Annotated in this window: 18 protein-coding genes; 8 read left to right on the top strand and 10 right to left on the bottom strand. The window is 67.4% G+C overall.

Features of this window, described 5'->3' with window-relative positions; all coding sequences use genetic code 11:
* Positions 1 to 10: 10 nt before the first annotated feature.
* Both SL003B_RS09025 and SL003B_RS09020 read left to right on the top strand, forming a co-directional pair.
* A complete protein-coding gene (locus SL003B_RS09025; protein ID WP_013652528.1) occupies positions 11 to 331 on the top strand; it encodes a hypothetical protein in 321 nt (106 codons plus the stop codon).
* 51 nt (positions 332 to 382) lie between these two features.
* Complete coding sequence (locus tag SL003B_RS09020) at positions 383 to 913, top strand: hypothetical protein (RefSeq protein ID WP_013652527.1); 531 nt, start codon at positions 383 to 385, stop codon at positions 911 to 913.
* A 60-nt stretch (positions 914 to 973) separates the two neighbouring features.
* On the opposite strand, the gene SL003B_RS09015 is transcribed toward SL003B_RS09020, so the two are convergent.
* A complete protein-coding gene (locus SL003B_RS09015; RefSeq protein WP_013652526.1) occupies positions 974 to 2,506 on the bottom strand; it encodes an acyl-CoA carboxylase subunit beta in 1,533 nt (510 codons plus the stop codon).
* 203 nt (positions 2,507 to 2,709) lie between these two features.
* Between SL003B_RS09015 and SL003B_RS09010 the strand changes: the two genes are divergently transcribed.
* From SL003B_RS09010 to SL003B_RS08995, 4 genes are all read left to right on the top strand, one after another.
* A complete protein-coding gene (locus tag SL003B_RS09010) occupies positions 2,710 to 4,134 on the top strand; it encodes a circularly permuted type 2 ATP-grasp protein (protein ID WP_013652525.1) in 1,425 nt (474 codons plus the stop codon).
* Positions 4,135 to 4,138: 4 nt separating this feature from the next.
* A complete protein-coding gene (locus SL003B_RS09005; RefSeq protein WP_013652524.1) occupies positions 4,139 to 5,083 on the top strand; it encodes an alpha-E domain-containing protein in 945 nt (314 codons plus the stop codon).
* A gap of 49 nt (positions 5,084 to 5,132) precedes the next feature.
* A complete protein-coding gene (locus SL003B_RS09000; protein WP_013652523.1) occupies positions 5,133 to 5,954 on the top strand; it encodes a transglutaminase family protein in 822 nt (273 codons plus the stop codon).
* A gap of 82 nt (positions 5,955 to 6,036) precedes the next feature.
* Positions 6,037 to 6,768: a proteasome-type protease gene (locus SL003B_RS08995; RefSeq protein WP_013652522.1), complete on the top strand. Its 732-nt coding sequence runs from the start codon at positions 6,037 to 6,039 to the stop codon at positions 6,766 to 6,768.
* 40 nt (positions 6,769 to 6,808) lie between these two features.
* On the opposite strand, the gene SL003B_RS08990 is transcribed toward SL003B_RS08995, so the two are convergent.
* Both SL003B_RS08990 and SL003B_RS08985 read right to left on the bottom strand, forming a co-directional pair.
* Complete coding sequence (locus SL003B_RS08990; protein ID WP_013652521.1) at positions 6,809 to 7,612, bottom strand: ATP12 family chaperone protein; 804 nt, start codon at positions 7,610 to 7,612, stop codon at positions 6,809 to 6,811.
* Entirely contained in the window at positions 7,612 to 8,292 is a 681-nt protein-coding gene (locus tag SL003B_RS08985; RefSeq protein WP_013652520.1) for an HAD-IA family hydrolase, read from the bottom strand. Before SL003B_RS08985 ends, SL003B_RS08990 begins: the two co-directional genes overlap by 1 nt.
* A gap of 268 nt (positions 8,293 to 8,560) precedes the next feature.
* Here SL003B_RS08985 and SL003B_RS23625 point away from each other — a divergent pair, with 268 nt between their 5' ends.
* The gene (locus tag SL003B_RS23625; protein WP_169313679.1) at positions 8,561 to 8,725 is read left to right on the top strand and encodes a hypothetical protein; all 165 of its coding nucleotides are present in this window, start codon (positions 8,561 to 8,563) and stop codon (positions 8,723 to 8,725) included.
* A 60-nt stretch (positions 8,726 to 8,785) separates the two neighbouring features.
* Here the strand turns inward: SL003B_RS23625 and SL003B_RS08980 are convergent, their stop codons facing one another.
* The 7 genes from SL003B_RS08980 to SL003B_RS08950 form a co-directional block, all read right to left on the bottom strand.
* Positions 8,786 to 9,622, bottom strand: a complete 837-nt coding sequence (locus tag SL003B_RS08980) for a sulfotransferase family 2 domain-containing protein (RefSeq protein WP_013652519.1) — start codon at positions 9,620 to 9,622, stop codon at positions 8,786 to 8,788.
* 272 nt (positions 9,623 to 9,894) lie between these two features.
* Positions 9,895 to 10,899, bottom strand: coding sequence for an RluA family pseudouridine synthase (locus SL003B_RS08975; RefSeq protein WP_013652518.1), 1,005 nt, complete (start codon positions 10,897 to 10,899; stop codon positions 9,895 to 9,897).
* Between the two features lie 168 nt (positions 10,900 to 11,067).
* Positions 11,068 to 11,448, bottom strand: a complete 381-nt coding sequence (crcB, locus tag SL003B_RS08970; protein WP_013652517.1) for a fluoride efflux transporter CrcB — start codon at positions 11,446 to 11,448, stop codon at positions 11,068 to 11,070.
* A 21-nt stretch (positions 11,449 to 11,469) separates the two neighbouring features.
* Complete coding sequence (locus SL003B_RS08965) at positions 11,470 to 11,697, bottom strand: hypothetical protein (protein WP_013652516.1); 228 nt, start codon at positions 11,695 to 11,697, stop codon at positions 11,470 to 11,472.
* 38 nt (positions 11,698 to 11,735) lie between these two features.
* Positions 11,736 to 12,527 carry a sterol desaturase family protein gene (locus tag SL003B_RS08960; RefSeq protein ID WP_013652515.1) on the bottom strand — a complete coding sequence of 264 codons (792 nt, stop codon included), beginning with the start codon at positions 12,525 to 12,527 and terminating at the stop codon, positions 11,736 to 11,738.
* A gap of 148 nt (positions 12,528 to 12,675) precedes the next feature.
* The gene (locus SL003B_RS08955) at positions 12,676 to 13,467 is read right to left on the bottom strand and encodes a sterol desaturase family protein (protein ID WP_013652514.1); all 792 of its coding nucleotides are present in this window, start codon (positions 13,465 to 13,467) and stop codon (positions 12,676 to 12,678) included.
* 184 nt (positions 13,468 to 13,651) lie between these two features.
* The gene (locus SL003B_RS08950; protein WP_041375981.1) at positions 13,652 to 16,000 is read right to left on the bottom strand and encodes a patatin-like protein; all 2,349 of its coding nucleotides are present in this window, start codon (positions 15,998 to 16,000) and stop codon (positions 13,652 to 13,654) included.
* A gap of 290 nt (positions 16,001 to 16,290) precedes the next feature.
* Here SL003B_RS08950 and SL003B_RS08945 point away from each other — a divergent pair, with 290 nt between their 5' ends.
* On the top strand, positions 16,291 to 17,046 hold the full coding sequence (locus SL003B_RS08945; RefSeq protein WP_041375460.1) for an SDR family NAD(P)-dependent oxidoreductase: 756 nt from the start codon (positions 16,291 to 16,293) through the stop codon (positions 17,044 to 17,046).
* Positions 17,047 to 17,053: the final 7 nt, after the last annotated feature.

Raw genomic sequence — 17,053 nt, 5'->3', positions numbered from 1 at the left:
GAGAGCCGCCATGTCCGCCATCACGCACCGCACCGCCCGCGCCACGCTCGTCGCCGTCGCGCTGGTCGCCCTCGCCGGAGCCGCCGAGGCGCGGCCGGACCTGCGCCAGATGACCTGCGCCCAGGCCCAGGCGATGGTCCAGCGCCACGGCGCCGTCGTGTTCACCACGGGCCGCTTCACCTTCCAGCGCTTCGTTGCCTCGCGCCGCTTCTGCGATCGCGGCCAGGCCCTGACGCCCGCCTACGCGCGCACCCGCGACACCGCGCAGTGCCCGGTCGGCTACCTGTGCGAGGAACCGCTGTTCCCGCGCTGGGAACGCTGGAACGACTGACGCGCCACCTGACGCCGCCAACACGATGACCCACGCACCGCCGAGGTTGCAATGAAGCTGCTCCGCCCGCTCCGTTTCGCTGCCGCGCTTGCCCTGTCGGCTTTCAGCCTGTCGGCGCTCACCCCGCACGCCGCCGCGCGCGCCGACACGCTCGATGCCCTGCTGGCCGGCTTCGACCAGGGCTGCGACTACAGCGCTGGCCTGCTTGCCGCTTTGGAGGAACTCGGCGCGGCCGCCGACGCAGGCCGGCAACCGGTGCTGCCGCTGGCCGCGCCGGACCTCTACGGGCCGATGCGGGTGATCCCGAGCGGCGAATATGACGACATCGTCGTGCCGCTGACCGCGACCTGGAAGGACGTTCCGGTCTCCGCGCTCCGCTTCATCCGGGGCCGCGAGAACGGCATCTTCCTCGTCCTTGTTCGCTTCGCCCCGCCCCACGAGGCGGCGCGCCGGGTCTTCGCTCCGCTCGCCGAGGGCTCCGCCGCAAGGATGGCCGAGGATCCGGAAAACCTGACCGAGGCGACCACCTTCCTCAACGAGATCGACGGCGAACTGTCCTACGTCTGCGACCTGTCGACCTGACTAGCGGACAGCCGGTGGCCACGGTCCGCCGGCGGGCCGGCGGATCGGTTCTGGTTCCCCTCAAAGCGGAATGTTGTCGTGCTTCTTCCAAGGGTTCTGCAGGCTCTTGGAGCGCAGCAGCGCCAGCGCCCGCGACACCCGCCGCCGCGTCGAGTGCGGCATGATCACCTCGTCGATGTAGCCGCGCTCGGCGGCTACGAACGGATTGGCGAAGCGGTCCTCGTAGTCCTTGGTGCGCCTGGCGATCTTGTCCTTGTCGGCGAGTTCCGAGCGGTACAGGATCTCGACCGCGCCCTTGGCGCCCATCACCGCGATCTCCGCGGTCGGCCAGGCGTAGTTGATGTCGCCGCGGATGTGCTTGGAGCTCATCACGTCATAGGCGCCGCCATAGGCCTTGCGGGTGATCACCGTCACCTTCGGCACCGTCGCCTCGGCATAGGCGAACAGCAGCTTGGCGCCGTGCTTGATCAGCCCGCCGTATTCCTGCGCGGTGCCCGGCAGGAAGCCCGGCACGTCGACGAAGGTGACCAGCGGAATGTTGAAGCAGTCGCAGAAGCGCACGAAGCGGGCCGCCTTGCGGCTGGCGTCACTGTCGAGCACGCCGGCGAGCACCATCGGCTGGTTGGCGACGACGCCGACGGTGCGCCCCTCGATGCGACCGAAGCCGGTGATGATGTTCTTCGCGTAAGAGCCCTGGATCTCGTAGAAGTCGCCCTCGTCGAGGGTCTTCAGCACGAGTTCCTTCATGTCGTAGGGCTTGTTCGGGTTGTTCGGGATCAGCGTGTCGAGGCTGGTGTCGATGCGCTGCGGATCGTCGGGGCTTGCCACCTCCGGCACGTCGGCGGTGTTGTTCATCGGCAGGAAGTCGATCAGCCGCCGCATCTCGAGAAGCGCCTCGACGTCGTTGTCGAAGGCGCCGTCGGCGATCGACGACTTGGTCGTGTGCACGCTCGCGCCGCCGAGCTGCTCGGCGGTCACCGTCTCGTTGGTCACCGTCTTCACAACGTCCGGACCGGTGACGAACATGTAGGACGTGTCGCGCACCATGAAGATGAAGTCGGTCATCGCCGGCGAATAGACGTCACCGCCGGCGCACGGGCCCATGATCAGCGAGATCTGCGGAATGACGCCCGACGCCAGCACGTTGCGCTGGAACACCTCGCCGTAGCCGCCGAGCGCCGCCACGCCTTCCTGGATGCGCGCGCCGCCGGCGTCGAACAGGCCGATGATCGGCGCCCGGTTCTGCAGGGCCATGTCCTGGATCTTGATGATTTTTTGGGCATGGGTCTCCGACAGCGAACCGCCGAACACGGTGAAGTCCTTGGAGAACACGTAGACCGTGCGGCCGTTCACCGTGCCCCAGCCGGTGACCACGCCGTCGCCGGGGATGTGCTGTTCGTCCATGCCGAAATCGGTGCAGCGGTGCTGCTTGAACATGTCGAACTCCTCGAACGAGCCCTCATCGAGGAGAATGTCGATGCGCTCGCGCGCCGTCAGCTTGCCGCGCGCGTGCTGGGCCTCGATGCGCCGCTGGCCGCCGCCCAGTCGGGCCGTCTCGCGCCGGTGTTCCAGTTCGGCCAGGATTTCCTTCATCGCATGCCTCTTCGCGTTCTCGAACGGCTCGGGTCCTAGCATGAGGTCGGACGACCGGAAAGTCAGCAGAAAGATGGACCGCGCTGCCGGTCTGCCGGCCCGCTGCCCAATTTCTGGGCTGCCGCGCCGGAAGATTGCGCTTGGACAGTCAACGGCCATTTGCCATTCTTGCCTAATTGCTCGGCAGGAGACACGGGGAGTCGATGTCGCAAGAGCGTGCGTTCTTCAACGAAATGCTGCGGGAGGACGGCTCCGCCCGCCCCGCCTATGCCCGGCTCGCCCGCTGGCTCGACGCTCAGCCGGTCAATTTCCTCAACCGCAAGAGCCGCGAGGCCGAGACCATCTTCCGCCGGCTCGGCATCACCTTCGCCGTCTACGGCGCCCAGGAGGCGACCGAGCGGCTGATCCCCTTCGATCCGATCCCGCGCATCATTTCCGCTGCGGAATGGCGCCGCCTGTCGGCCGGCATCGACCAGCGCGTGCGCGCCCTCAACGCCTTCCTGCACGACATCTACCACCGCCAGGAGATCGTCCGCGCCGGCCGCATCCCCGCCGAGCTGATCCTGCAGAACGAGGCCTTCCTGCCCGAGATGGTTGGCTTCTCGCCGGCCCGCAAGGTCTATTCCCACATCATCGGCACCGACCTGGTGCGCGTCGGCGAGAACGACTTCTACGTCCTGGAGGACAACACCCGCACGCCGTCCGGCGTCTCCTACATGCTGGAGAACCGCGAGACCATGATGCGGCTGTTCCCGGACCTGTTCCAGATGCACCGCGTCGCCCCGATCGAGCACTACCCCGACCTGCTGCGCCAGACGCTGGAAAGCGTCGCTCCCGAGGGCGCGCGCAAGGACCCGACCATCTGCATCCTGACGCCCGGCATCTACAACTCGGCCTATTTCGAGCACGCCTTCCTCGCCGACCAGATGGGCGTCGAACTGGTCGAGGGCCGCGACCTATTCGTCGACGCCGGCCGGGTCTGGATGCGCACCACGCGCCAGCCCAAGCAGGTCGACGTCATCTACCGGCGCATCGACGACGCCTTCCTCGACCCGCTCACCTTCCGCCCCGAATCCATGCTCGGCGTGCCCGGCCTGTTCGACGCCTACCGCGCCGGCAACGTCACCATCTGCAACGCGCCGGGCACCGGCATAGCCGACGACAAGGCGATCTACGCCTATGTGCCGGACATCATCGAGTTCTACACCGGCCAGAAGCCGCTGCTGAACAACGTGCCGACCTGGACCTGCTCGCGCCCCGACGACCTCGCCTACGTGCTCGACAACCTCGCCGACATCGTCGTCAAGGAGGTGCACGGCTCGGGCGGCTACGGCATGCTGATCGGCCCGACCGCCTCGAAGCGCGAGATCGCCGCCTTCCGCGACGTGCTCAAGGCCAATCCGAAGAACTACATCGCCCAGCCGACGCTGGCGCTGTCCGCCTGCCCGACCCACGTCGCCTCCGGCGTCGCGCCGCGCCACGTCGACCTGCGTCCCTTCGTGCTGATCGGCGACCAGGTGCGCATCACCCCCGGCGGGCTGACCCGCGTCGCGCTCAAGAAGGGTTCCCTGGTGGTCAATTCCAGCCAGGGCGGCGGCACCAAAGACACCTGGGTTCTGGAGGACTGACCGCATGCTCGGCCGCACAGCCGCCTCCCTGTTCTGGATGTCGCGCTACCAGGAACGCTCGCAGAACACCGCCCGCCTGCTCGAGGTCGCCTACCGCATCGCCATGGTGCCGCACACCGGCGCCGACGAGACCGAGGACTGGCGCAATGCGCTGGCCTGCGCCGGCTGCGAGGCCGGCTTCCGCGCGAAGGGCGGCGAGGTCACGCCGCGTACGGTGATCAACTACATGATCTTCGACAAGGACAACCCGTCCAGCGTGCGCACCTGCCTGGAGATGGCGCGCAACAACGCCCGCTCGGTACGCACCGGCATCACCTCAGACATGTGGGAGAGCCTCAACACGACCTGGATCGAGTTCTCCGACGTCAAGCCGCAGGCGCTCACCCACGACAGGCTGCCGGAATTCCTCGCCTGGGTCGGCCAGCGCGCGCAGCAGTTCCGCGGCGCCCTGCTCGGCACCATCCTGCGCGACGACGGCTACTACTTCTCCCAACTCGGCCATTTCGTCGAGCGCGCCGACCACACCGCCCGCGTGCTCGACACCCGCTACTGGATCCTGCTGCCCGACAACGACGTCGGCGGCACCGGCCACCGCTACCAGTGGTCGTCGCTCCTGCGCGCCCTGTCGGGCCTCAGGAGCTACCGCTTCGCCTATCCGGACGCCCAGCTCAAGGCCTTCAACGTCGCCGAGTTCCTGATCCTGCGCAAGGAGATGCCGCGTTCGCTCGCCTATTGCTACGACTGGATCAACGGGACCATGGATGACCTGACGAACTATTACGGCGAACGCATGCCCAGCGCCGATCTCGCCGCCGCAATCTGGTCCCAGCTCCGCGACGGCCAGATGCGCGACATCTACAGCGCCGGCCTGCACGACTTTCTGGTCGACTTCGCCGCCCGCAACAACGCCTTTTCCGTCCGCCTCGCGCAGGACTACAACTTCGCATGAGGTTCCCCGACACGTCTCCCCCATAAACGCCCAGAACCCGGTCGAAACGATGCGCCTGACGGTCCGCCACACCACCCGCTACCGCTACGACAGCCCGCTCGCCAACGCGATGCAGCAGCTGCGCCTGACGCCGCCGGACTGCGCCGGCCAGACCGTCGTCGACTGGCGCATCGAGGCGCCCGGCATCGAGCGGGCGACCACCTACACCGACGCCTTCGGCAACCTGGTGCACATGGTGTCGAGCCGCGAAACCATCGAGGCGGTGGAGATCACCGCACGCGGGACGGTCGAGACGCAGGACCTCGCCGGCGTGCTCGGCATGGAGCCGGCCGACGCGCCGGTGCGCATCTACGGTCGCGTCACGCCGCTGACCGAAGCCAACCAGGCGATCCGCCGTCTCGCCGGCCTCGTCGGCGACGGCGACCGCATCGCCGGCTTCCATGCCCTGATGCACGCCGTGCGCGACAAGGTCGGCTACCGGGTCGGCGTCACCGAGACCCACGCCACCGCCGCCCAGACGCTCGCCGCCGGCGAGGGCGTGTGCCAGGACCATGCCCACATCTTCATCGCCGCCGCCCGCGCCCTCGGCGTGCCGGCGCGCTACGTCTCCGGCTACCTGCTGCTGGAGGACGAGCAGGAGTCCGAGGCCCACCATGCCTGGGCAGAGGTCTTCATCGACGGCCTCGGCTGGGTCGGTTTCGACGTTTCCAATGCAATCTGCCCGACCGACCGCTATATCCGCTTGACCGTCGGCCTGGACTCACGTTCCGCTGCTCCGATCCGGGGGATCCGCTTCGGCGGCACGGAAGAGAACCTGAACGTCGAGGTCGACGTCTCCCGCGCGGCCGGCCAGCAGCAACAGCAGCAATAGCGGGACCACGCGACGCCGTGGCGGCCGTCTTGCCTCGACGGCCCCGGCGACGCGGTGAACGGGCGCGCTGGAGGCGCGGGACATGACCTATTGCGTCGGACTGAAACTCGATCGCGGCCTCGTCTTCGCCGCCGACACCCGCACCAACGCCGGCGTCGACAACATTGCCACCTTCAAGAAGCTCAAGATCTGGGAGAAGCCGGGCGAACGCGTCTTCGCGCTGATGTCGTCGGGCAACCTCGCGATCACCCAGTCGGTGGTGTCGATCCTGTCCGAGCAGATCGCCTCCCATTCCAACAAGGGGCCGACCTTGATGAGCGTCGACACCCTGTTCCAGGCTGCCCGCGTCGTCGGCAGCGCGGTGCGCGAGGTGCGCGCCCTCGACGGCGAGGCACTCGCCGCCAGCGCCGAGAACTTCTACGTCACCTTCATCTTCGGCGGCCAGATCATGGGCGAGGAGCCGCGCCTGTTCCAGATCTATTCCGCCGGCAACTTCATCGAGGCGACGGACGACACTATGTTCTTCCAGATCGGCGAGCACAAGTACGGCAAGCCGATCCTCGACCGCGTCACCCGCCACGACATGCGCCTCGGCGAGGCCGCCAAGATGGCGCTGCTGTCGTTCGATTCGACCCTGCGTTCCAACCTGTCGGTCGGCATGCCGATCGACCTCCTACTCTACAACACCGACAGCTTCTCCGCCGAGCGCCAGAAGCGCATCTCGCGCGACGATCCCTATTTCCAGGAGCTGTCCGCGGGCTGGTCGAACGCGCTGCGCAAGGCCTTCACCGAGATCGACGAATTCGAGATCTGAGCGGAACGGGCCGCCGGCGGCAGCCTCCATCCGCGCCCACTCACGCGTCCGCTTCCGCGCCCCCGTCGGCCAGGATCAGCGCAGCCGCGTCGAATTCCGCGCGCTTGGCGGCGCGCACGCGGGTTGCTTCCGCATCCTCGCCCCACTGCTCCGCGTTCCAGTCCTCGTCGACATGGGCCGCCGTCCACACCGCGTCGGCCGTCAGCCGCCCCTCGGCCAGCGCCAGCGCCAGCACGGCCGAGCCGGTCAGCGAGGTCACCGTCGACAGCGCCGCCAGCTCGAGGCCCGAGAAACGCTCCAGCGCGGCGCGGAAGCCGGCGACCAGCGGCGCCGGCTGGACGACCGGCATCAGGCCGCAGGCGAGCACGAAGCGGCCGCCGAGCGCCCGGCCGGTTTCCTCCAGGATCGGGTCCCACAGCGCCGTCTGGCGCTCGACCAGCCGCGCCGGCTCGCCGGCGCGGTAGCACAGCGCGTCGTTGCCGGCATAGGCGGCGATCTCGTCGGCGACCGCCGCGAAGCGTTCGGCCACGCCGTCGATCGCCGCGTTGGCGATCCGCGTCAGCGGCATGGTCGCCGGGTTGATCACGCCCTCCTGCGCCGCCCATTCGGCCGCCACCGCTTCGGCCAGGCGCTTGCTCGCCAGCACCAGCGCCTTCTTGCCCGGGGTCCTCACCGCACGCCCGTCGAGCAGAACGGCGAACCCGCCCTCCGCGGGCGCCGCGGTGGCCGCCGTGTAGAAGCGCTTGGGCAATTCGCGCCGCGCCAGTTCCTTGGCCCGCTCGACCGGATCGACCGGCCCCGTGCGGGCCGCATCCTCGTGGAGCGTGTCGACAATGTCCCGCATCAGGCAAACTCCCTCGTCCAGCCGAGCCGAGCGGCAAGCGCCTCGTCCAGCGCGTCGAAGCGGTCGATCACCGCATGGGCGCCGGCCGCCGCAAGGGCTTCCGGGGCATGATAGCCCCAGCTCACGCCGAGCGCATGCACGCCGGCTGCCCGCGCCATCTCCATGTCGAAGCCGGTGTCGCCGATCATGACGGTGCGCGCCGGCTCCGCGCCGGTCTCGGCCATGGCAGTCAGCACCATGTCGGGATCGGGCTTGGAGCGGCAGGTGTCGGCCGTCTGCACGGTGACGAAGCGCCCCTCCAGCCCGTGCACGGCGACCATGTGCTCGACCCCGCGCCGTGCCTTGCCGGTGGCGACGCCGAGCAGCACGTCCGCGCGCGCCGCCAGCCGGTCGATCGCCTCGCGCGCACCCGGATAGAGCGGGTCGTGGTCGAGCCCGGCCGCCCGCCTCGCCCGCGTCGAGGCGCGGTAGGCCTCCGTCATCGCCGGCACGTGGCGGGCGTGGTCCGGTCCCGCCAGCACGGCGAAGGCCGTCTCCAGCGACAGCCCGACGATCGACAGCGCCCGCGCCCGCTCCGGCATCGCCAGCCCGACAGCCGCGAAGCCGACCTCCAGCCCGCGCAGGATCGTCTCCTGGCTGTCGACCAGCGTGCCGTCGCAATCGAACAGAACGAGATACATGGAACTGCCGGTCTTTCTCGCGGCGATGCCGCCTCAGGGGTGGTAACAAGCCCGCATGTGGCCGTTTTTGCCGCGCCGGTCAAGGTCCGGTGCCGCGCAGGGCCTTCTGCCTTTGACGCGGTCATCCCCCGCGCGGCGATCCGTCCAGCCTCGCCCCGTGCAAAACCTCGTCCCGAGGAAGCCGCGCAACCCGCGCGGCCAGGCCGCCCCCTCGACTTCCCGCGTCCCAGCCGCTATGCCGGTCGGCAACCGACCCGTGGGAGCGTCCGTGACCAAGGCCCTGCTGCTCTTCCTTCTCGCGCTCGCCGCGATCCAGGTGATCCGGCCGCTCGGCTGGCCGGGGCTGACGCGCCGGCGCGACGCCTGGAAGCTCGCCGCCGGCGGGCTGGTAGCCCTCGTCGCCTCGGTCGGGCTGATCGCCCTGTTCGACTAGAGCGCTTTCCGATCAAGGGGACCGCTTGATCGATAGGAATATGATCTAGGGATAGCCTGATCAAAGGCGGTCGCCGTAACGCTCGGGATCGTAGTCGAAGCGCTCGAAATCCGCCGCATAAGCGGTCTCGATCCGCCTGAGCGCCTGCCGGTCGACGGACGGTGTTCCCGCCGCCGCCGTGGCGTTGACGCAGGCAAGCCCCTCCGGAAGGCCCCGCTCCTCGCCCATCAGGCGCAGAAGACGCCCGACATCCTCCGCCAGGTGCTCGACCTTGCCGACGAGGTGGAACTCCAGGCTCTTCGGCACGATCAGGTCCATCGCCAGCCAGTGGCCGTTGAGCGGCGTACGCGCGGTCGCGCAGGCCATGTCGAGGAAGGCCTCCAGCGGCAGCGGCGCGTCCTGGTCCATGCCCGCCAGCGCCCGGCCGAAGTGGCGCCGGGCGAACTTCACGGCGCCGCCGCCCGTGCCCAGCGGATAGGGCTGGAACTTGTCGCGGTAGCACGACAGCAGCCGGTCGACGGGATGGCGCACGAAGGTGAAGCGCAGCGCGTCGGGCGCCGTCGCTATATCCTGGAAATGCCTCAGCCCGACCATGCGCGGCGACTGAAGGCGCGACACCGTGCGGGCATGCACCGTCAGGGGATCCGCCGGACGCTGCAGGCCGCGCAGGTCCAGCAGCAGCAGCTTGAGCGTCGTGCAGGCGGCCTTGGGGACCTCGACATAGAGCCAGCGCCGCGACCGATCGAGATGGAACAGGTAGTCCATGCCGATCGTTTCCGCCTGTATGACCTGGTAGAAACGGCAAGGCTCTTCGAGAAGCAGGTTGCCGCGAAGCTTGAACAAGGCATCGTTGGCGCGGCGTCCGCCGCGCTTGATGAACGATCCGATCCCGAACACGGTCGGTTTCCCTCGCCCCCACCCGTTTGATTCGACCTGCGCCGCCGGTTTGCGCCCCGGCGGCGCGCGCTCTCGTGGACCCTCCCGGGGTCTGTCGACACCGCAGGCCCGGATATCGGGTGCCGGTCGGCCGCCGAAAGACGGCCGGACACTGCCGCCGGCAGGCCGTCAACGTCCGGTTTCCGGAAAGGTTCCGCAGTGATACGGATGACGCCCCGCTTTCTGGCGTTTTTTTTCGAGGCGCTGCTGCCCGGCCGACCGGAGCCGTCGCCTCACTCCTCCGGATCGCTCACGTCCGGATCGTAGTCGGAGGCGTCGAAACCGAGCAGGTTCCAGCTCTGTTGCATGTGCGGCGGCAGCGGCGCCGAGACGTCGATCGTGCCGTGGCCGGACGGGTGCGGGATGACGATGCGGCGGGCGAGCAGATGCAGGCGGTTCTGGATGCCGCCGGGCAGCTCCCAGTTCTCGATGTTGAAGTACTTGTCGTCGCCGACGATCGGATGCCCGATGTGCGCGGCATGCGCCCTGAGCTGGTGCGTGCGGCCGGTCACCGGCCGCAGCGACACCCAGGCGAGCTTCTGCGCCGACTGCTCCACCACCGAATAGAGCGACACGGCGTGCTGCGCCTCGTCGTCGCCGTGGCGGGCGACCTTCATCTTCTCGCTGCCCTCGTCGCGGGCGAGATAGGTCGAGATGCGGCCTTGGCGCGGCTTCGGCACGCCGGCGAGAAGCGCCCAGTAGATCTTGCGCGTCGAGCGCTGGCGGAAGGCCCGGGTCAGTTCCTGCGCCGCCTTGCGCGTCTTGGCGACCAGCAGCACGCCGGAGGTCTCCCGGTCGAGCCGGTGCACCAGGCGCGGCTTCTCGCCCTTCTTGTTGGTGAAGGCGTCGAGCATGCCATCGAGGTGGCGCGACAGGCCCGAGCCGCCCTGCACGGCAAGACCGGCTGGCTTGTTCAGTACCATCACCTGGTCGTCCTCATAGAGGATCATGTCCTCGACCGCCTTGCGGTCGTCGGCGATCAGCCTGGAGGATTTCGGCCTGGCGTTCTTCGTGTCGTCGGCGGCGACCACGACGCCGAGCGGCGGCACGCGCACGCTCTGGCCGGTCGCCAGCCGGGTCGCGCTGTCGGCACGCTTGCCGTCGACGCGCACCTGACCGGTACGCAGCAGCTTCTGCAGGTGGCCGAAGCCGAGGCCGGGATAGTGGCTCTTGAACCAGCGGTCGAGGCGCATGCCGGCCTCGTCGGCGGTGACGGTTTTCAGCTCGATTGCGGCCATTGCGGTCTTCTCGTTTCGCCGTCGCAGGCCCCCGGCAGAGGCCCGGCGGGAGTCCGGCAGCGATCCGGCGAGTCTTAACAGTCGCGCCGGAGGGATTCAGGACACGTTCAGGACGGGTTCAGGACCGCCATATAGGCGCCTTGGCCGGGCTTTGCAAAGCCTTCCGGATCACGACAGCAGCGCGCGCGCCGCCGCCAGGCCGGCGAACACGGCCAGCAGCGACAGCGCCACGGACACCCCGGCATAGGCCAGCGCCGGTCCCGTCTCGCCGCGCTGCCACAGCACGGCGAAGTCGAGCGAAAAGGCCGAAAACGTTGTGAATCCACCCAGAAATCCGGTCGCCACGAGCAACCTGAGCGCATTCGAGCCGCCGCCGTGACGGGCCAGGACGCCGATGAAGACGCCCATCGCCAGCGATCCGGCGACATTGACAACCAGCGTACCCCAGGGAAAGCCGGGGCCGGCAAGGCGCAGCAAGGCCATCGACACCAGATGCCGGCTGACCGCCCCCGCCGCGCCGCCGAACGCCACCACAAGCAGATTGGTCATCCCCCTCCCCCGTTGCGGCCGCTACAGTGCGCCGGTCTGGCGCATGCGCACCAGCTTCAGGACGACGAGGACCAGCGGCCAAGAATGCCAGAGGAGGTCGAAAATATCGATCGGCTTGCGCAACTGGCCCTGGACCAGCATGCGCAGCTTCTCCACCAGATGCGGCTCGGGATAGAACGGCGCCAGACCCAGCACGAAGGCCACAAGCGCCAGCCCCGCCAGGGGGATCTTGTCAAGAAACTCAAGCATCTAGACACCCGCCGTCGGAACCGCGGCCGGCCGGCCGCTCATTCCGCCGCCGCCCGCTTGCGCTCCGCCTTGTCCCCCAGCGCCTCGAAATACCTGACCGTGTCATCGTACTTCGGATCGATGGTGTCGCAGACCCGGTCCCAGAACGAGAAGAAATTGGCGTAGTTGTACTTGAAGCGCGAGTGGTGCTGGTCGTGGAAGGTCACGCACACCATCGGCGAGGGCATGCGCGACAACGGCGACGCCCAGAACTCGAAGCCGGAATGGCCGATGGTGCCGTTGAAATGGTCCCACAGCCGGTGGACGATCAGCACCTCGACCGGGATCGGCAGGATGAACACGGCCCACAGGTAATAGCTCTGCATGACGAAGGCATCGACGAGGTCGTCGGAATAGGTGCTCCACACCGTCGGCGCCACCGAACGGTGGTGTTCGGCATGGAACCGGTACATCAGCTTTGTGTGCATGAACCGGTGCGCCCAGTAGAACCAGGCGTCGAAGGCGATGACCGAGACCACGAACATCAGGATCGCCGACCACCAGGTCAGCGGCAGCGGCTCGACGAAGGTCCAGCCCTTGACGGAGGCGAAGATACCGCCGGCGAGGCAGCCGCCGGTGACCGTCAGCGACAGCACGCTCTGGCGGATTTCCTTGCCTCTGCGCTTCTCGCCGCGCCGGTGCTGCTGGATCCGCCGCTCGGGGTGCCGGTTCTGGATCGTCACCAGAACCCAGCCGGTGGCGAAATAGAGGAACACGTTGATCCCGTAGACCGCGACGTAATACGGCAGGAACTCGATCAGCGTGTCGAGCCATCCGGAGACCATGCCCATCAGCCTGTCATCCCTTCGTCAAATCTGCGCCACGGTAGCCGATACGGGACCGCATAGGTCAATGTCTCACTCGGTCGCACGGGCGGCTGCAAAGGTCAACGTGCGATCTGCCCGCCTGCCATGAGGCAGGCTACCCTCCCTTGCCGCCTCACCGCCCCGTTTCGGAGGACGTCGGCGCCTTGTCCTTGCCGATCGTCTCGAAGCGCTGCACCAGCCCGTCGTAGCGGGGATGCAGCGTCCCCATCCAGCGGTCCCAGAACGAGAAGGTATTGCCGTAGTTGCAGCGGAAATTGGAATGGTGCTGGTCGTGGAAGATCGTGCACAGCCCCGGCCATGGGGTCCGCGCACCCGGTCCGGCGAAATATTCGTAGCCGCAGTGGCTGATCATGCCCGTCACCTGGTCGTAGAGCTTGTGCAGGATCAGCACCTCCGGCGGGATCGGCAGGAGCAGCGGCACGACCAGGAAATAGCCCTGCTCGACGCTCGCCCCGACCAGCGAATCAGAGTTGTTGCTCCAGGTGGTCGGCGTGATCGACCGGTGGTGCAACTCATGGAACCGATAGAGGAATTTCGTGTGCATCGCCCGGTGCCCCCAGTAGAACCAGGCGTCGTAGAGCACGAAGGAGACGACGAGCCAGCCGACGAACGACCACACTGTGGTCTCCCCGACGGCAAACAGCGTCCAGCCGGCCGCCTGGGCGAACAGGCCGCCGGCGACATAGACCGATATCAGCGCCAGCGCGATCACGCTCTGTCGGATATCCTTGCGATCGCGGGTGGAGCGCGTGCGCTCCTGGATGCGGCGTTCCGGATGCCTGCGGTTGAGGATAACCAGGACCGACCCGAGGCCGAAATAGATCGCCATCAGCACCGCATAGGTGCCGGCCCATAGGAGCGCAAATCCGCGCCAGTCGTCGGGAAGGAATGCGAAATCGATCATGCCGAACCTGAATCAGGGGAGGATGTTCAATTACACTATACCATGTGCGTGACGCATGATGAGATCGCAGTGACACGGATCTGCCGCGGGGCGAAACCAAACATGTCCGGCCGGCCGCGCGGACAGGCCTGTGAGGGGATAAGTCGGCGCGGCGCACGCGGACGATCCCGGCCGCTCGCGCCACTCAAGCCGCCGAGGCCGGCCGGAAACGGGCCTCGACCAGAGCACGGACCTGAGCGATCAGGTCCGGATCGGCCGTCAGGTAGTCCCTTTCCTCCTCAAGGATGGCGAGGAACAGCTTCTTGCGCAGGGCCTGTTCGCGTTCGGGCGGCATGCGGCGCGCGCCGATCGACGACTGGATGATCCCGACCAGCCGGTCCGCCGCGCTCAGACGCCCCCACAGGTAGTCGTGCTCGCGCCAGGACCGGTTGAAGAACGCGCCAAACATGTTGAGCGCCAAGCCTTTGAGCGCGAAGCCGTCGTCGCACAGCAAGGTCGCGTCATTCGGGCTGATCCGGTCGACCAGGGTTTCGTTCACCTCTGAAAAGTCGTTGCGCTGGAACACCGGCAGTGTGACGAGGTCGTAGAAGGCAAAGCCGACATAGGCGCGAGTGAGCGCCTGACGCAGCGACGGAACCAGATAGTTGTAGGTCATGACGGCGAAAATATCGTCGTGCAGCCGATCGAGACCACCGAGGTCCATGGCGGTCGCCAGCCGGTCCAGCACCGTGCCGAGCGTCCCGGTTGTCGGCGACCGAGCGAACGCGGCAGCCAATTCGCAGAGTTCGGACGCATAGAACCCGCCAGACCAGCGCTGCGTGAGACGATCGACCTGCTCGTAAAGTTCGCTCTTCAGAGCGTCGAGATCATCCGGATTCTGCGCGGCCGCCTCACGGGCGCGAACCTGATAGAAGCCGTTCAGCTTGCGGACGACGAAACGCAGGCGGCGGATGCGGTAATCGACGTCGAGGCCGCGCAGGAACCCGATGATGGTGTCCGACCTCTTCGTCGAACCGGTCGCACCGTTGACCTCGCGCAGCCGGGACCGGATCGCCTCCACGGCGACCTCCTCGGAAAGGAGTACTCCGGCGCGATGGGCAAGAGCGGCGATCAGCGCCGCAAGCCGCTCGGCGAGCGATTGCAGCTTGAGCGTCTGATAGCTCAGATAGGCATAGCCGGCCTGGGCATGCGCGACCTCGTTGGCCTTGGCGCGGCACGCGGCCAGTTCGTCGACGGTTGGCGGTTCGGCGTCGTCAGGCGGCAACAGCCGATTGACCTCGGCCTCCACCAGCGGGTCGGCCGCGCTGATCAGTTCGCCCAGCCGCCGCGCCCGGCGGTTCTTCGCCTCGATGGCCTTGAGATCGTCGCCGACCGGTTCGTTGCGCGGAATATGGGCAAGCGAGGCCAGGATGACCCGGAAAAATCCCGGCACGGTCTCGCCTTCCAGCACCCCCGACGACCCGGCCGACGGGGCAGGATCGACGTAGACCAGCCGGCGGACGACCTCGCGCATCGCCGGGCGCTCCTCGATCGCCTCGATCACGGGAGCGAACGGCTTGTTCATGACCACGCTGCCGTCGACGAAACAGCGGCGCATCATGTCGCGCTCCTCTCCGCCCAGCGTGTCGCGGATGAACTTTGCCCGGTTGAACCAGACTTCGCCACGCTGCTCCAGCACGGCATCCATTTCGCCGATGGTGGCGGGAGCGAAAGCGCCGGGAAAGGAAGAGGTCGCGCGGGCGGCGAACACGAGATCGGGGACATAGTGCGGCTCCAGCGCACTCTCGATCATGCCCGGCGTACGGTGGCGGCAGGAAAATTTCAGGATTCTCCTGTGCTCCCATTCCTCGATGAAGGCCGGATCGTCGAGCGTGATGCGCTGGCGCTTGCCATGATAGTCGGTCAGCGTGACGAACAGGTCCAAGGTCTGGCCGCGCGGCACCAGGGTCGCCCCTTCACGCCAATGCTTGTCCATTTCGGCGCAGGCATCCAGCATCCAGCCGATGAAGCGCGATCCCGAAAAGGGCGGCGTGAACCAGCGCGACTGGGTCAGCAGCCGGAGCTTTTCCCGCGTCTCGACGCTTTCGATCTGCGACTTAAGCCCGGAGGTGATCATCCGGTCGAACACCGGCGACATGCCGCTTTTCAGGTAACGGGTCAGCCCGTCCTGCGGCTTGGCGAGACGAGTCACATCAGCGTTCGCGAGCCACAGGTCGCGATGGGACTCGAGCGGCAGGTCGTGAGCGATCGCCCGCGCCAGCATGATCCCGTTGACGCCTCCCGCCGAAGCGCCGGCGATCGCGTCGACGACCACGCGCAGCTTGATCTCCGGTTCGAAGGCTTCGAACAGGTCCAAGTAGGCCCGCACCGACGGCGCCAGATCGGCACAGGTTCCGTCCGGCGCCTCCCGCGCACCGTGGCAGGCGGAGGCCTTGACGAGGTTCAGCACTTCACGGCTCACCCCGTGCATGTAGATCGCCAGGGAAACGCCGCCGTAGAAGACGAGCGCGAGACGCAGTTCGACCTGTTTCATGACGCCGATTCGGCCCTCCCGACCGGTGACAGCATCGCTCCAATTCGCCGCGCTGTACATGCGTCCTCGCACGAGCACCGCTGGGCAAGGCGCGCCAGCGGCTCTCCCTCATGGAATCGCCACAGAAGATGACTAGGCTGAAAGTTCGGCACCGCAGGTCCTTATCGACTCGACGCCGTCCCGCTCGATGTCGACCGCCTGCACGCCTCTTCGTCGCCTGCCTTCCGGTCGGAAGGTCCCGCCAAGTGCTCACGCTGGAGCAGCATCACAATCCCCGAACGGAGGTGTCCATGACCAAGGAATTCGACGGCAAGACCGTAATCGTGACCGGAGCCGGCTCCGGGATCGGCGCGGCCTGCGCCGAACAGCTCGCGGCGGCAGGGGCGAGGACGGTCGTGGCGGATCTGAACCTGTCCGGCGCAGAAGCGGTTGTCGCCCGCATCGAGGCTGCCGGCGGCATGGCACGGGCCTACGCCATCGACGTCAGCGATCCGGAAAGCGTGAAGGCCATGGTCGACTTCACCCTCTCTTCCTTCGGTCGGCTGGATGGAGCGGTCAACAACGCGGGCATCGGCGGCCCTCTGAAGCCCCTTGCAGACTACGGCCTAGACGAGTGGAAGCAGGTTCTCGACGTCAACCTCAACTCCGTCTTCTACTGCATGAAATACCAGATTGCCGCGATGCTGCAGACCGGTGGCGGCGCCATCGTGAACATGTCGTCCATCTTGGGCACGAACGGCTTCGCCAATGCGTCGGCCTATGTCGCCACGAAGCATGCGCTCGTCGGCATGACCAAGAGCGCCGCGCTGGAATATTCCGCCAAGGGCATTCGCGTGAATGCCGTCGGTCCTGGCTTCATCAGGACGCCGCTGGTCGAGAACGCGATGGACGAGGCGACACTGACCGGTCTTGCCGGCCTGCATCCGATCGGCCGGCTTGGAGCCTCGCACGAGGTCGCCAACCTGACGCTGTTCCTGCTGTCGGACCAGGCCTCCTTCATCACCGGAAGCTATCACCTCGTCGACGGAGGCTATGCTGCGCAATAGCGGCGTG

Origin of the sequence: Polymorphum gilvum SL003B-26A1, from assembly GCF_000192745.1 — a bacterium.
Classification (GTDB): Bacteria; Pseudomonadota; Alphaproteobacteria; order Rhizobiales; family Stappiaceae; genus Polymorphum; species Polymorphum gilvum.
This window is presented reverse-complemented; position numbering and strand designations above follow the sequence as displayed.